This window comes from Marinobacter sp. es.048, from assembly GCF_900188435.1.
GTDB lineage: Bacteria > Pseudomonadota > Gammaproteobacteria > Pseudomonadales > Oleiphilaceae > Marinobacter.
In genome coordinates this window covers 55,516-69,984 of record NZ_FYFA01000002.1, presented here as the reverse complement: position 1 = coordinate 69,984, position 14,469 = coordinate 55,516, and the positions used below count along the sequence as shown (strand labels likewise).

Annotated in this window: 11 protein-coding genes; 3 read left to right on the top strand and 8 right to left on the bottom strand. The window is 56.5% G+C overall.

Annotated elements, in window-relative coordinates; all coding sequences use genetic code 11:
• Nucleotides 1–30 precede the first annotated feature (30 nt).
• Nucleotides 31–645, bottom strand: a complete 615-nt coding sequence (gene thrH / locus CFT65_RS11370) for a bifunctional phosphoserine phosphatase/homoserine phosphotransferase ThrH (protein ID WP_088828271.1) — start codon at nt 643–645, stop codon at nt 31–33.
• Between the two features lie 213 nt (nt 646–858).
• On the opposite strand from thrH, the gene CFT65_RS11365 reads away from it, so the two are divergent.
• On the top strand, nt 859–1,599 hold the full coding sequence (locus tag CFT65_RS11365; RefSeq protein WP_267283784.1) for a phosphoadenylyl-sulfate reductase: 741 nt from the start codon (nt 859–861) through the stop codon (nt 1,597–1,599).
• A gap of 27 nt (nt 1,600–1,626) precedes the next feature.
• Here CFT65_RS11365 and cysB read toward each other — a convergent pair whose 3' ends face one another.
• Nucleotides 1,627–2,604 (bottom strand): HTH-type transcriptional regulator CysB, encoded by a 978-nt coding sequence (gene cysB / locus CFT65_RS11360; RefSeq protein WP_088828269.1) that lies wholly within the window; start codon nt 2,602–2,604, stop codon nt 1,627–1,629.
• A 246-nt stretch (nt 2,605–2,850) separates the two neighbouring features.
• Here cysB and CFT65_RS11355 point away from each other — a divergent pair, with 246 nt between their 5' ends.
• The gene (locus tag CFT65_RS11355; RefSeq protein ID WP_088828268.1) at nt 2,851–5,589 is read left to right on the top strand and encodes a LuxR C-terminal-related transcriptional regulator; all 2,739 of its coding nucleotides are present in this window, start codon (nt 2,851–2,853) and stop codon (nt 5,587–5,589) included.
• Between the two features lie 270 nt (nt 5,590–5,859).
• On the opposite strand, the gene dinG is transcribed toward CFT65_RS11355, so the two are convergent.
• From dinG to CFT65_RS11330, 5 genes are read right to left on the bottom strand one after another with little or no spacing between them, the layout of a single operon-like run.
• Nucleotides 5,860–8,064 carry an ATP-dependent DNA helicase DinG gene (gene dinG, locus CFT65_RS11350; RefSeq protein ID WP_088828267.1) on the bottom strand — a complete coding sequence of 735 codons (2,205 nt, stop codon included), beginning with the start codon at nt 8,062–8,064 and terminating at the stop codon, nt 5,860–5,862.
• Nucleotides 8,064–8,705, bottom strand: a complete 642-nt coding sequence (locus tag CFT65_RS11345) for a general secretion pathway protein GspB (protein ID WP_088828266.1) — start codon at nt 8,703–8,705, stop codon at nt 8,064–8,066. Before CFT65_RS11345 ends, dinG begins: the two co-directional genes overlap by 1 nt.
• Before the next feature lie 2 nt (nt 8,706–8,707).
• Nucleotides 8,708–10,390, bottom strand: a complete 1,683-nt coding sequence (locus tag CFT65_RS11340; protein ID WP_088828265.1) for an ExeA family protein — start codon at nt 10,388–10,390, stop codon at nt 8,708–8,710.
• 1 nt (nt 10,391) lies between these two features.
• On the bottom strand, nt 10,392–11,879 hold the full coding sequence (locus CFT65_RS11335) for a DUF3336 domain-containing protein (protein ID WP_088828264.1): 1,488 nt from the start codon (nt 11,877–11,879) through the stop codon (nt 10,392–10,394).
• Nucleotides 11,880–11,908: 29 nt separating this feature from the next.
• Entirely contained in the window at nt 11,909–12,697 is a 789-nt protein-coding gene (locus CFT65_RS11330) for a VacJ family lipoprotein (RefSeq protein ID WP_088828263.1), read from the bottom strand.
• 89 nt (nt 12,698–12,786) lie between these two features.
• On the opposite strand from CFT65_RS11330, the gene CFT65_RS11325 reads away from it, so the two are divergent.
• Nucleotides 12,787–13,194, top strand: coding sequence for an acyl-CoA thioesterase (locus CFT65_RS11325; RefSeq protein WP_088828262.1), 408 nt, complete (start codon nt 12,787–12,789; stop codon nt 13,192–13,194).
• A gap of 12 nt (nt 13,195–13,206) precedes the next feature.
• Here CFT65_RS11325 and CFT65_RS11320 read toward each other — a convergent pair whose 3' ends face one another.
• A complete protein-coding gene (locus CFT65_RS11320; protein WP_088828261.1) occupies nt 13,207–14,328 on the bottom strand; it encodes a beta-ketoacyl-ACP synthase III in 1,122 nt (373 codons plus the stop codon).
• Nucleotides 14,329–14,469: the final 141 nt, after the last annotated feature.

Below are 14,469 nucleotides of genomic sequence, written 5' to 3'. Positions count from 1 at the left end.
TTTCTTCTGACCCCGCTTTCAGCTTTTGGATCAGGCGTTGTGAATAGCGCTCGCCTTGAGAAACTCCTGCCTGAGATCATCGAAGTTATGCACCGCAGGAAACTGCGGAAACTCGTCGATCACGTTCTGCGGCGCATGGAACAGGATACCGGCTTCGGCCTGACCCAACATGGTGGTGTCGTTATAGGAATCACCGGCAGCAATCACGCGGTAATTCAGCAACTGAAATGCCCTCACCGACTGGCGCTTGGGATCACGCTGGCGCAGCAGGTAATTGGTGATCTGGCCATCGTCTGCGACTTCCAGCTTGTGACAAAGCAGGGCTGGATAGCCCAGTTTTTTCATCAGAGGCATGGCGAATTCGTAGAAGGTGTCAGACAGAATCACCACCTGAAAACGCTCACGCAGCCAATCCAGGAACTCCCGGGCGCCGGGCAGCGGGTCCAGCTCGCCGATCACTTCCTGGATTTGTGGAAGGCCATAACCGTGCTGGTCCAGCAGCTTCAGGCGCTGCTTCATCAGTACGTCATAATCCGGAATATCGCGGGTGGTCGCCTTGAGCTCTTCAATGCCGGTCTTTTCGGCGAACGCGATCCAGATTTCCGGGATCAATACTCCTTCAAGGTCAAGGCATGCCAGTTCCACAACGATCTCCTGCTTCGATTGGTTAAGGGCGACTACGGTTTGTCGGTCTGCCACTATTCGGAGCGTATGATAAGAAAAACCGGGCGGGATTGCATCGTAAAGTGTAATCCCGGGCTTTTAACCACGGAATAACCATATAGATGGTCATTCCTTCAGCGTATGAAGGATTTAATGGTAGCCTTTTCGCTCAGTTAGATCCCCTTGCACACTCAGATAAGGCAATGCCGGGCCATGACCGATATTCAAACCTTGCGGGACGAGCTCGAAGGCCAGAGCCCCCGTTCGATTCTTAAAACTGCCCTGAAAAAATACGACAACATCGCCATTTCCTTCAGTGGTGCCGAGGATGTTGTACTGATTGAGATGGCACACAAACTGACTGACAACCTGAAGGTTTTCACTCTGGATACAGCCCGCCTGCACCCGGAAACCTACGAGTTTGTCGAGCGCGTTCGCAAGCATTACGGCATCGAGATCGAAGTTCTGTTTCCAGATGCTCAGGAAATTCAGGATCTGGTGAACAAGAAAGGCCTGTTCAGCTTCTACGAGGATGGGCACAGCGAGTGCTGCGGCATTCGAAAGGTCAATCCTCTGCGCCGCAAGCTGGCAACCGTGGATGCCTGGATTACCGGGCAGCGCAAAGATCAGAGCCCGGGCACACGCAACGATGTACCGATTGTTCAGGAAGACACCGCTTTCTCAACTGATGAAAAGACACTGGTTAAGTTCAATCCGCTGGCGAACTGGACGTCGAAAGAGGTGTGGGATTACATCCGTATGTCCGAGGCACCCTACAACGAGCTGCACGAAAAAGGCTTCGTAAGCATCGGCTGCCAGCCCTGCTCTCGCCCTGTCCTACCCGGGCAGCACGAAAGAGAGGGTCGCTGGTGGTGGGAAGAAGCCACCCAGAAGGAATGCGGTCTTCACGCAGGCAATTTGATCGCCCGGGAATAACCCGGGCTTACGCTACCCGCTCACCCATTAATGAGTGGGTAGCTCGATATCCTTGAACAACGCTTCGATTTCAGACCGGCTGCCCTGGTGGGAAACAGCCTCGTCCACTTTTTCCTTGGTGAGATGGGGCGCAAATCGATGGATGAACTCATACATATACCCTCTCAGGAAAGTCCCCTTTCGGAAACCAATTCGCGTGACGCTGGGGCGAAACAGTTTCCGAGCATCAAGGGCGACCAGATCCCTGTCGGTTTTGGGATCGAATGCCATGCTCGCGACAATTCCGACACCGAGACCCAGTCTTACGTAAGTCTTGATGACGTCCGCATCCGCTGCAGTGAACACCACCTTCGGGGTGAGCCCCTGGGACTGGAACGCCTCATCGAGTTTGGACCGGCCAGTGAAACCAAAGACATAGGTCACCAGCGGATATTCCGCCAGATCCGGTAGCGTCAGCTCGGATAGTTTCGCCAGGGGATGATCTTTTGGCACGATGACGCTCCGATTCCACTTGTAGCAGGGCATCATGATCAGATCGTTGAACAGCTCCATGCCCTCGGTCGCAATGGCAAAGTCCACCGCTCCACTGGCCGCCATCTCGGAGATCTGCATGGGCGTGCCCTGATGCATGTGCAGGGAAACGTCCGGGTACTCTTCAATGAAGCCGCTGATAATTGGTGGCAGCGCATACCGCGCCTGAGTGTGGGTGGTAGCAATGCTCAGATCGCCCTTGCGCTGGTTGCTGAATTCCTGGGCTATCTTTTTGATGCCCTCAACCCGTCGCAGGATCTCTCCCGCCTCCCGAATAATGATTTCACCGCCTGGCGTAATACGGGTGAGATGCTTGCCGCTGCGAGCAAACACTTCCAGCCCCAGTTCGTCCTCCAGCAGTCGTATCTGTTTGGAGATGCCAGGCTGTGACGTAAACAGGCTTTGAGCGGTTGCGGACACATTCAGATCGTGATGCGCAACTTCCCAGATATAGCGCAATTGTTGTAATTTCATTAAATCTGCTGCTCCCTGGAGACCGAAATACCTGTAGAAGAATACGAATAAAAATACAGGTTTTCATTCTTTTTTAATATAGACAACTTCTTTCACACAGTTTAGACCAAAATTGCATTTACGCAGCCCCTGATAAAACCTTGGCGTGATTAAAGTGGCTTCTCAGCCCTTGACTTGGTGATTACAAAGGACACAATCCCTAGTGCCCTGTCTGGGCAATTCCACACTCCAGTATTCAGGGAATCCATGCTGCTCACCACCAAGTTTCTCAGGCCAACGTCAGATTCGCGCGCGGTCAAGCGTGAGCGGCTGAGCGACCTGCTTGAGTCCCTGGGCCCCAAACGGCTGAACCTGGTGATTGCGCCGGCAGGCTTTGGAAAGACTACACTGGTGGCGCAATGGTGCTCGCGGGTTTCCTCACCCACAGCCTGGCTCTCTCTGGATGAACACGATGATGAGCCCAGGCGATTCTGGCAGTACGTTATCGGGGCCTTCGAACAGGCCGGACTGACCGGTGCGGCGGAGCTGCGTAAACAGCTGGCCCACCAATCCGATAAAACCTTTACCGAGGCCATTACCGGCCTGATCAATATCCTGGCGCAGGACGGCAGCAGTTGGGCCCTGGTACTGGACGATTTCCACTTTATTGGAAACCCGGCCATCCACAGGCAGTTTGCCTATTTCATCGACTATCTGCCGCCAGGAGTCCTGGTAACCCTGCCCTCCCGAACGGAGCCGCCCCTGCCGCTCCCACGCTGGCGCGTCCGCCGCTGGATTGAGGACATCCACCCCGGCCTGCTGGCCTTCTCTGAGGAAGAGTGCCGGCAGTTTTTCCGCGACACCATGGGCCTGGGCCTGGATATCACCGACGCGGATATCCACGCCATTTGCCGAAAAACCGAAGGCTGGGTAGCCGCCATGCAGCTTTCCGCGCTTTCGGCGACGTTCTCCGGGAAAGACGCAGCCGTATCGGGAAACCAAATAAATCTGGATGAGCGCTATATCAGCGATTATGTCCTGAGCGAAGTGCTGGAACAGCAACCCCGGGATATTGCGACTTTTCTACTTGAAACCGCCTGCTGCCCAAGGCTCTGCGCTTCCCTTTGTGACTCAATCCGTGAGTCCAACGACAGCCAGGAAATGCTCAAAACGCTCCTGAGTCAAAACCTGTTCCTGATTCCGCTGGATACCCGGAACGAGTGGTTCCGCTACCACGATCTGTTCCGGGATGCGCTGTTGCTCAGGATCAGTCACACGGAACCAGAGAAGGCAACACGTCTCTGGCAACGAACCGTGAAATGGCTATTGGCCCATGGCCATGTTCAGGAAGCCATTGCCCAGATTGTCCGCCAGAAGGACTGGCCGTGGCTCGCCCGTGTATTGGCCGAACATGGCAACAATCTGATCCATGGTGGCTATCACCTCCCCGTGCTGGACTGGCTCGATGCGCTGCCCCAGGAATTGGTAAACGACAATCCACAACTCCAGATGCTCCGGATCTGGGGGCTATTCTTTGCCAACCGGGTGGACACTCTGGAACCGCTGCTATCAGCACTCGAGGATCTGCTGGACCGCCAGGTAGCCGATTCACATCCGGATGCGGAAGGGGCTCTTGGGCTGCAGAGCGAGAACTCGCTGATGCGCTCGTATTTGGCCCGGACCCGGAGTGATGACAAACGCGCCGCCGATCTTACACGACAGGTACTCAGGGAGATAGACCACACTCGCATCCCGCTGAAGTCCGTGACCTATTACGGGCTAGGCCTGGATTACTATAGCAAGGGTGAGCTTACCGAAGCCGAGGACGCACTGCAGTCAGCCGTTCGCTACGGACAGGTCGAGCATAAACCCAGCACCGTGCTCTCCAGCGGCGGCCTGCTGGCGTGGATTCAGTACAATCGGGGCGATATCGATCTGGCGCTGGAAACCTGCACCGACATCCGGCAATGGGTGGACCGGCACTACTCGGACCCCAGCCAACCAAGGCTTATATCCTGCTGGCAGAACAGCACCCTGTGTGAAATCCAACGGGAGCGCAACCATCCCCAGCTCGCCGCCACCCACTTACAGCCTCTGCTTGAGCATCTTGAGCGGGGTACGGAACCCGGACAGCACGTGATCATCCAATATGTTCGAGGTCACCTTGCCTTTAGCGAGGGTAACCTTCAGGACGCCATTGAGGCCCTTGAAGACGCTTCGCTGACAGGTCGAAAACGCCGTGAGCAGATTGTTTTTGAGCCACCTGCCAGCACCGCCCTTTTGGCGCGGTGCTATCTTGCTGCCGGACACCCTGAACAAGCCCGTGCCAGCCTGGATTCCCGGGCCGGTGCCGAGTTCACCAACCCGCTTCATCTTGAACAGAGCCGGATCAGCGAAGCCCGGGTGCTGGTGGCTCTGGATCAGCCGGAGCGGGCCCAGGAAATACTCAGCGCCTTGCTGAATCCGGCTGAACGCAATGCCCATAACCGTCACCTGGTGGAGATACTGTTGGTCTATGGCGAGGCGCTGGCAAAGCAGAAGCGCAAAAACGAATCGGAACAGATGCTGACGCGGGCGGTAAACCTGGCTGCCGAGGCCGGATTCATGCGGCTGTTTGCCGAAGAAAGTCCGGAACTGCGAGCCTTACTGCTGGACCTGCCCGCGCTGAATGTCCCCGGCAGCTGGAACGGCAAAGTCCGGGAAATGCTCTTGGAGCAAAGAGAATTGCGCCAGGCGCATCCTGAAACCAGCGAAGACTCTGCTTCCAATCCCGCTGGACGGCCGGCATTCAAGACGGACGCACTACCCGAACCACTCAGCCAGCGAGAGCTGGAGGTGCTGGAATTGATTCATGCGGGGCATGCCAACAAGGAAATTGCCTCAAAAATGAAGGTCGCGCCGGCTACCGTAAAAGCCCACATTCGCAACCTCTACGGCAAACTGGGCGTTGGCCGCAGGACCGAAGCACTGGCCCGGGCCCGGGAACTGGGGCTACTGGAACCCTGATACCGAAGCAATCGAATTTGTGACGCGCGTCACACTATACCTCAGCAATCTACGCCCGCTACGCCCTTTGGACGATCCGTCTACGCCCTCTAATCCCCTATTATTATTTCCACGGTGAGGGAAGCCTCACCAGGAATTCTGAAACTTCAGGCCTTCAGATTTCTTGTTCCGCGTTGTTTCGACGCCCGGGTTCGAAAGAACCCTCTTGATGAGAGCCACCCCCTTCGGGGCTGGCTCTTTTTTTATGGCTGAATGATCCAGAGCGGGAACTCAGCGTTCGATAATTCGACGGAACGGCGGCAAGGCATCGAGCAATAGCTGGCCATACCGACGGGCAATAATACGGCGATCCAGAATCGTCACTCTGCCGGTGTCCTGCTCGGTCCGAAGCAGTCGACCCACCGCCTGAACCAGTTTTATTGAAGCGTCCGGAACGGTAATTTCCATAAATGGATTGCCGCCTCGCTGGGTCACCCACTCGGCCAGGCTCGCCTCAATGGGGTCGTCCGGCACTGAAAACGGCAAACGAGTAATCACAACGTGGTGCAGATACTTGCCGGGAAGATCGATGCCCTCGGCAAAGCTGGCAACACCAAACAGAACACTCGGACGGCCCTCGTCCACCCGGCTGCAATGCTGCCTGAGCACTTCGCCCTTGGCCATATCGTCCTGGGTGATGATCAAATCCGGGTATTCCGGGGCCAGTGCGTCCCGCACCTGCTGCATCTGACGCCGGGAAGTGAACAATACCAGAGTCGCTTTCTCGCCCGCCCACAAATCAGGCAGTCGTTTAACCAGCTCATCAGCGAAGCCGTCATCCGTTGGCATGGCGGACATAGCAGGCACCTCTACCGTGGCCATCTCGCCATACCGGAAAGAACTCGGGACCACGAGGAAGCGGCTGCCCTGGGGTAATCCCGCCCGGGCATTCAGCCGATCAAATCGGCCAAGTGCAGTCAGTGTGGCACTGGTGAGAACAGCACCGTAGGCCCGGGACCAGAGCCTGGAGTACAAGAGGTTGTCCGCCAATACCGGTGAACTGTACAGGGTAATGTCTTCCGCGTGATCCCAGCGTTGTCGCACTGCCCAGCGGGCCGGTGGCGGGCTTTTCTGTGTCTTTGGCCTTGCGTCAGCCTCCTCCCCGGCTTCAGTGTCTGCTTCTGCCTCACCGGCGGGCTTCACGTTGCCCTGTTCGCACCAGGCTGTCCACAGCCTTAACTGGTCTTCTGCCCGGGCGTGAAACGAACCAATCACCGGATACCAGGCTTCCGCCGTTTCCCGGTCAATCTCATGTTCCTTGCGCTCGTCGAAGGCACCCTGCAGTTCATCCGCCAGAACGCCCAGTTGTCGAACCATATTGGCGGTTGCAATACGACTCTCGGCTGCGAGCTCCGCCATGGCTTCCGGCAGTTCGCCTTCCGGATAACGCCACTGGGCCGTTCTGCGCTCTTCGTTGAACTCCCACCCGGTATTCTGCTCGGCTTCCTCGTAAACCCGGTTCAGCACCAGATCCACTTCCCTTGACGCAGAACTGATTCGGTCCAGGGATTTCGCGGCCTGAGTTCCGGCGGCCAGGTAAGGCTGCATTTTAACCAGCGCCTGGGAAAGCTGTTTCAGCCACTGGCGGGTGGCATTAAGTGGGAGCGATGCGGCAAAGTGATTCAGGGCCTTGTCAGGAAGATGATGAGCCTCATCGAAAATGTAGAGGGCATTCTCCGGCTCCGGCAAAATCGCCCCGCCGCCTAATGCCAGGTCGGCCAGCACCAGGTCGTGGTTGGCAACCACGATATCGGCATCATCAAGGTCTTTGCGGGCATCGAAAAACGCACAGCTGTCAAAATAGCTGCAATGGCGGTTGGTGCATTGGCGATGATCCGTGGTTACCTGTCGCCAGACATCGTCCGGGATCTGCTCCGGCCAATGGTCCCGGTCACCGTCCCACTCCCTTGAGCCGTAGCTGGCCAGCATCTCTTCAAAGAATGCCCGGGTGCCGGGTTCTTCATTTTTCGGGCCATCCAACAGGAACAGGGGCATGGTGTCACTGTCGGTATTTCCCTCGTCGTGCAGGCGGGCTTCCAGGCGGGACATGCAAAGATAGCGACCCCGGCCTTTGGCGAGCGTCCAGTTGAAGTCCATCTTGCTGTGCTTCTTCAGGTCCGGAAGGTCCTTGAGCACAATCTGGTCCTGAAGGGCTACGGTCGCGGTGGATATCACCAGGGTTTTGCCCAGGGCTTTTGCCACCGGAATGGCGGCGATCAAGTAGGCCAGGGTTTTGCCCGTACCGGTGCCGGCCTCCACAACACAAGCCGAGGCCGGGGAGGTTCTCTGACCATCATTCTCAGTGATGTCGCCCATGTACCTGGCAATTTCGGCAATCATCAGGCGTTGCCCATAGCGTGCCCGTATGTCCTTGCCGGCCAGCACATCCCGATACCCTTGCTGGATCGATTGCTTGATCTCGTCGGTCAGTGCCATCAGCGGGGGCTCACCCAGTCCCGCACCACACCAACCCGGAAACGTCGGCCGTCTCGACTCAGTACCACGCCCTCTTCTGTTATGTCGTCTACCCGCAGACCTTCGAAGACGTCACCCACTCGCAGGTAAGTGTCGTTAATCATAACCCTGCGCGATGCAGGTGATGAGGAGTAGATATGGCTGTTAAAGGTCAAATCGGGGACGCTCTTCTGGAATGAAAGCGGCAACTCTACCAGATGAGGTACTCTGCCTGCCTGCTCGGGTTCCACCATCGGTGCTGCGGTTTCGGATATTGCTGATGAGGGAACGATGACGGTCGCCCGTTCCCTGCTCTCGGCGACAGTTGGTTCCGTCGCTGTCGGCGGTGGAGTTGACTCAGCAGGATCAGGCTCCGGGATGGCCCCCGTCTCCGCGACGGGATCTTCCAATGCCGGTTCTGATTGGGTTGCAGGCGTTACCGGCCAGAAAACAAAGGCCAGGACTCCGGCGTTCAGCATCAATGCCAGCGACACCCAGAGAGCCGGTGACACCCTCTTCTTCTTTGGCCGATGAATAAGCTGCACTTGCTGGCCAAGGTCCGGAACACGACCCTGCCGCCGCTCGGTTTCGGATTTTCGCAATGCGTCAAGAATGTAAGACATGATTACTCTCGACCTTCCGACTGCAGGGGCTTGAGACGAGGGATAGAGGCTTCCAGATCATTGTTGATCTGGATGATGGTCATGGCGCCGGCAATGCCATCGACAGTGAGCCCCCGCAATGCCTGATACCAGCGAACCTGCTCTTCCGCGTCCATGCGTTTAACGCGGTCACTCTCGGTACGGGATTTACTGTGCCGGTCCGCCAGGTCCATCATTCGTGCGCCAATCCAGAGTTGTTCGCCGCCACCATTACTGTAGAAGCCGTCCCCCGTCAGGTATTCCGGCAAGCGCCATAGTACTCGATATTCACCGAACCAGTGTCGCTCGATACTGGCAAAAGACACAGTCTGATTGCCAGCCGGCATGGCAACTTCTGCCGTATCGCCGTTCAGATGGCGGAGGACGACAAAGCCTGTGTTGCCTGTGTCATCCTGGAGCTGGAGCATCGCAGGGCGATCCAGAAACTCCAGGCTTCGGCGGCTGCCCTGGCGATTCAGGCACCCCAGCCCATTCTCTCTGGCCCAGTCACAGGCCACGGGAGCCTCCGCAGGTTGATAGTCCCGCCCCCAGATCCCGAAAAGCACCTGGAACGCCGAGACTGAATCCATAAGCTGATCCGGTACGGCCAGCTCACCGGGCCCTGACGGCACTTCCGGCAAGGTTTCTGGCGTTTCCTCCACTTGCTCGGGTTGCTGCTCATCCACCCGTTCAACCGATCCCTTCAGGGGTTCAACAGACGACTGGCCGTTAAAAACCACACCGTCGGTGGACCACCGCTCGAACAGCCAGGCAGTGCCAATGATGGCCACGAGAATCGAAGCCGCAACGATCAGGTACTGGGACCTGTCCGGCGACTGGCGTGAGGGCGAGGGGCCGAGGGGCTGTCCGCGTACTTCCTTTGCTGCCTGGCGGATGTGATCGGTCGTGATCTCATGCTCTCCCTCGGCATAAGCGCCCAGTAAGGCCCGGTCGCTGATCAGGTTGATCAGTCGGGGAATGCCCTGACTTTCCCGATAGAGGCGATTTACTGCCCGCTCCGAGAAAATGTCGCCTCGCATGCCGGCCACGCTGAGTCGGTAACGAAGGTAAGCCGGCAGCTCTGCCCGACCGATGGCATCCAGGTGGTAGCGAGCGGTAACCCGCTGGTTCAGCTGGCGCAGCTCGGGGAGTGCCAGCATCTCCTGCAACTCGGGCTGGCCGAGCAGGACAATCTGAAGCAGCTTCTTCTCTGCCGTCTCAAGGTTGGTCAGAAGCCGGAGCTGTTCCAGTACCTCGGCCGAAAGGTTCTGGGCCTCATCGATCATCAGAACCTTGTGGCGCCCTGCCGCATGGGCCTTGAGCAAGTCCTGGTTAATCAGATCCACCAGTTCCTTGATGGTTGCACTGATCTCGTGGGGGATTTCCAGCTCATCGCAGATGGACGACAACAATTCCCGCGCAGAGAGCCTTGGATTCAGGATCAGCGCGATATCCACATTATCGGGAACATTTTCGATAAAGCACCGGGAAACCGTTGTTTTCCCGGTTCCAACTTCACCGGTGATCACGATGAAACCACCCTGCCCCTGGACCCCATACATCAGGTGTGCCAGCGCTTCCTTGTGGCGGTCGCTGAGGTACAGGTAACGAGGATCCGGGGCAATGGAAAATGGTGGTTCGCGAAAGCCGAAAAAGTCGTAGTACATATCAGGACGTACCGGAATCCGCGTTACTGATCAGTCTGAGCTCGGCAGTGCGCCGATTCTGTTGCTTGAGCCGTCGCACACAACGCTCAAGGGTTTTCGAGATGCGAGCGTGGGAGCGGATCATGGAGATTTTTGGCCATGTGGCCCGTTCGCCGTCCAATATCATCTGCCGCACGTAGCCCGGATCGGGATTCGCCAGCATCCTGCTGTAGTCTTTGAACGAATACGAGGGTGCAATAGTGACGTCTCCGGAGTACCGCTGGGCCATAATGGTGTACAGCTGACCGGACATCTGGCGCAGAAGTTCCGGCCTGACCCTTTTTCGCAGGTAATCGAACACTCCCTGGCCATGAAACTGGATCTCGGATTTCAGAAGATGCATAGGCAGATTAGCGAGGGACAGTTTTTCATCCCGCCCCCGCTGGCTCAGGAAAGGAACTACATGGGGATTGGTCTGACTCACGATAGTATAATTCACATCGTACAGGTGCACGAGACGCTCAATGGGCAAATCGCTTACAACCGAGCCATCCACAAACTTGAGACGAGGCATATACGGTAACGCATTGCCCTGAATGTCTTTTTTCATCAGGGTAACCGGCGGGAATATACCCGGCACCGCGGCGCTGGCCAACACCGCACTCCAGACCATCAGATAAGGCGAAGTGTATCCGCAGAGCAAGCGGGCCTTCTGGTGCGCCTGCACCGGTGAGACACTCACATTAATGGAGCGCCCGGTACGCTGATAGGCCTCTTCAAAGGTGTATTCACCGATATTGCCCCGCAGGCAGTTGCGAAGCTCTTCCTGATCCATGAGCCCGTCTCCACGCACCGCGCTGAGCAGACCCCGCCACTTCCAGGCTTTCAGGTTATGGTTCTCCGGTACCAGCATTTCAGGGATTTCCGCGTCTGTGTGCACACCAAGAATACCCGCGATGATGGCACCGATACTCGAGCCGGCAATAACCTGGGGCAAAAGTCCCTTTTCCCAGAGCGCCTTGATCACGCCGAAGTGGAACACGCCAAGAGTCGCGCCGCCACTGAGCAATAGTGCCGGGCGGCCATAACTTGTGAGGGTGTCCCGGAAGAACTGAAGCTTGTCCGCAACTGGAAAACCCGGAACCGGTTGATCACAAAGATAGTCCAGCGCTTCACAGACCTGCGTGATGTACTCCTCGATCAGATGCTTGGTGCCGACGCGTGATCGCGTATAAAGTGCGGGATTGCCCATATTGCCAAGGTCATGGTGCAAACCTTCACGGAGAGCGCGCTTGAGGCGTTCCACGTCATTCTGCTGGCGATACTGTTTGAGGTTGCTCAGCCGGTCGTAGATGACTTCATAATGATAGAGGTCAGAGGCAAAATCCTCTTTCCACTCGGCATTGCCCTCCAAAAAGTCCAGTTCCAGGGCTGCCGCTTTCCATACCTCGTAGTTCGGCGCCTCGGCCAGCATTTTCCGGAACTTGGCTATTCTTGGATCCTTGAGCACCGTCGATCTCCTTTCAATCCGGCTGACGCTTAAAAATCATCAAGCATCAAGTCCTCATCATCACCGCTGGCAAACGGATCATTAACCACCTTCCCGTCATTAATCAGGAATTCGCGACGTTGCAGAAAGGCATTCCGCACAAACACGTAGCTGTCGCCAGAGATGAAGCTTTCAGCGGGTATCAGATCCGCCCGGCGGTCGACAATTTGCAGAGCCCTGGCATAGTACACTTCAGGATTTTCCACTTCATCCCACGCCGAAGGCAACGCGAAGCCGTCGGTCACAAACCCGGTAAAGTGCCGCGGTGTGGAGGGGCCGAGGAAAGGCAGCATCAGATAAGGCCCTGAACCCGCCCCCCAGTATCCCAGAGTCTGGCCAAAATCCTCGGGCCGTTCCGGCAGGTCAAAGGCAGTTGCCACATCGAACAGACCACCCAGTCCAAAGGTGGTGTTGTAGGTGAAGCGCCCCACGGCAACCACCGCAGACTCCCCTTTCAGCTGAAGGACACTGTTGGTGAAGTTCCTCAGTTCTGTCAGGTTGTTGAAAAAATTGGTAACGCCCCGGTCGACAATCCGCGGAGTGAAAGTCCGATAGGCCTGCGCCACCGGTTTCAGGAACCAGCGGTCGATGGTCTCGTTGAAGTTGTAAACCTTGCGGTTCCAGTTTTCCCAGGGATCTGTGGGATCAACCGGAACCGACCCCTCTGGAGCGGGTTCCTGCATGTTCTGGGCGATAGCCTGGCCCGCTGGCAGAAGTGCAGACAGGGACAACAACATGGCCAGAGTAAAAAGCCAGCGCCGGATAAAAAAGTATTTCATCATCTGCTCTTGGGTTGTTTAATTCGTTTCAATTCGTCGAAAATACCGGCGCTACTTTTTATTATTAAACCGTTGTTCCGGAGAAACCGATGTCAGTACCGGGAAATCTTGTAAACACAATCACCATGCCCCTCCGGTGGGGAGACATGGATGCATACGGCCACGCCAATAATACAGTCTACTTCCGATTCTTTGAGGAAGCGCGCATTGTGTGGCTGGCATCACTGGATCTGGGCGGGCCTGACGAGCCCACCGGCCCCGTCATTATAAAGACCAGCGCAACCTTTCTAAAGGAATTGAACCACCCGGCAACGGTTGAGGTGAAAACATACGCTGACAAGGCAGGTAACACCAGTCTCGACACCTACCATTTGCTGACAGATGTCGATACCGGCGCCGTATATGCGGAAGGCTATGCAAAAATCGTCTGGTTCGACCGAAAGACGCGCTCATCGGCTCCACTGCCAGACACCCTCAGGGCACTGGCAACGTCTTGACCCAGCTCACTCCTATCGGCGGCGTACCACCACGCTGCCGATGGAATAACCTGCTCCGAACGAACAGATTACCCCCAGATCACCACTGACAAGGTCATCCTTGTTCTTGTGGAAGGCGATGATCGAACCGGCAGAGCTGGTGTTCGCGTACTCATCCAGAATGACCGGTGCCTCTTCCTCGGTGGCATCCCGACCCAGTACCTTGCGCGCTATCAACTGGTTCATGTTCAGGTTGGCCTGGTGCAGCCACATGCGACGGAGATCATCCGGGGCCAGGGAAAGGCTTTGCAGCTGTTTCTGGATTGTCTCGGCAACCAGTGGCGAAACTTCTTTGAATACCTTACGGCCTTGCTGAACGAAGAGCTTGTCCGGCTTGCCTACGCCGGAATCATCGGCGCGGTTGAGGAACCCGAAATTGTTCCGGATGTTATTCGAGAATTTGGTTTTCAGGCTGGTACCAAGAATCTCGAACCCCTGGCCCTCACGGGTGTCTTCTTCGCGTTCAACCAGGATGGCCGTGCAGGCGTCACCAAAGATGAAGTGGCTGTCCCGATCCCGGAAGTTCAGGTGGCCGGAACAGATTTCCGGGCTGACCACAAGAACGGCACGGGCACTGCCGTTCTCGACGGAATTGACTGCCGCCTGAAGGCCGAACGTGGCTGAGCTGCAAGCGACATTCATATCGTAGGCGAACCCGTCGATACCAAGCGCTTCCTGAACTTCGATAGAAACAGCCGGATAGGCCCGCTGCAGGTTGGAACAGGCAACAATCACGGCATCGACGTCCTGTGCCGACTTGCCCGCTTGCTCAAGGGCCTCACGGCAAGCGGTAATGGCCATGTCGCATTGCACCGAGGGCTCTTCGTTAATGCGATCGGGAATGTAGGGTTTCATGCGTTTTGGATCGAGAATGCCATCCTTGTCGATAACATGGCGGCACTTGATGCCGGACGCTTTCTCGATAAACGAAGAGGAGGATGGCTGCAGAGGCGTCACATCGCCACTGGCGATTTTGTCTGCGTTCTCGGCGTTGAACAGTTCAACGTACTGATTGAAGGCTTCGACCAGTTCGTCATTATCAATGGTTGCTGGCGGTGTGTAGAGACCGGTCCCGCTAATAACGGCTTTAATCACGCTAACCCCACGTCATGATTGTGAAAACGGGATGTCTGTCGTCCCGTCTGGTTAATTCGTTGACCTACTGCCAGAAATACTAACACAGTATCGGGGTTTTGCCCGTCAGGTATCAGTCAGCGGCACCGGATTGGTGCGCAC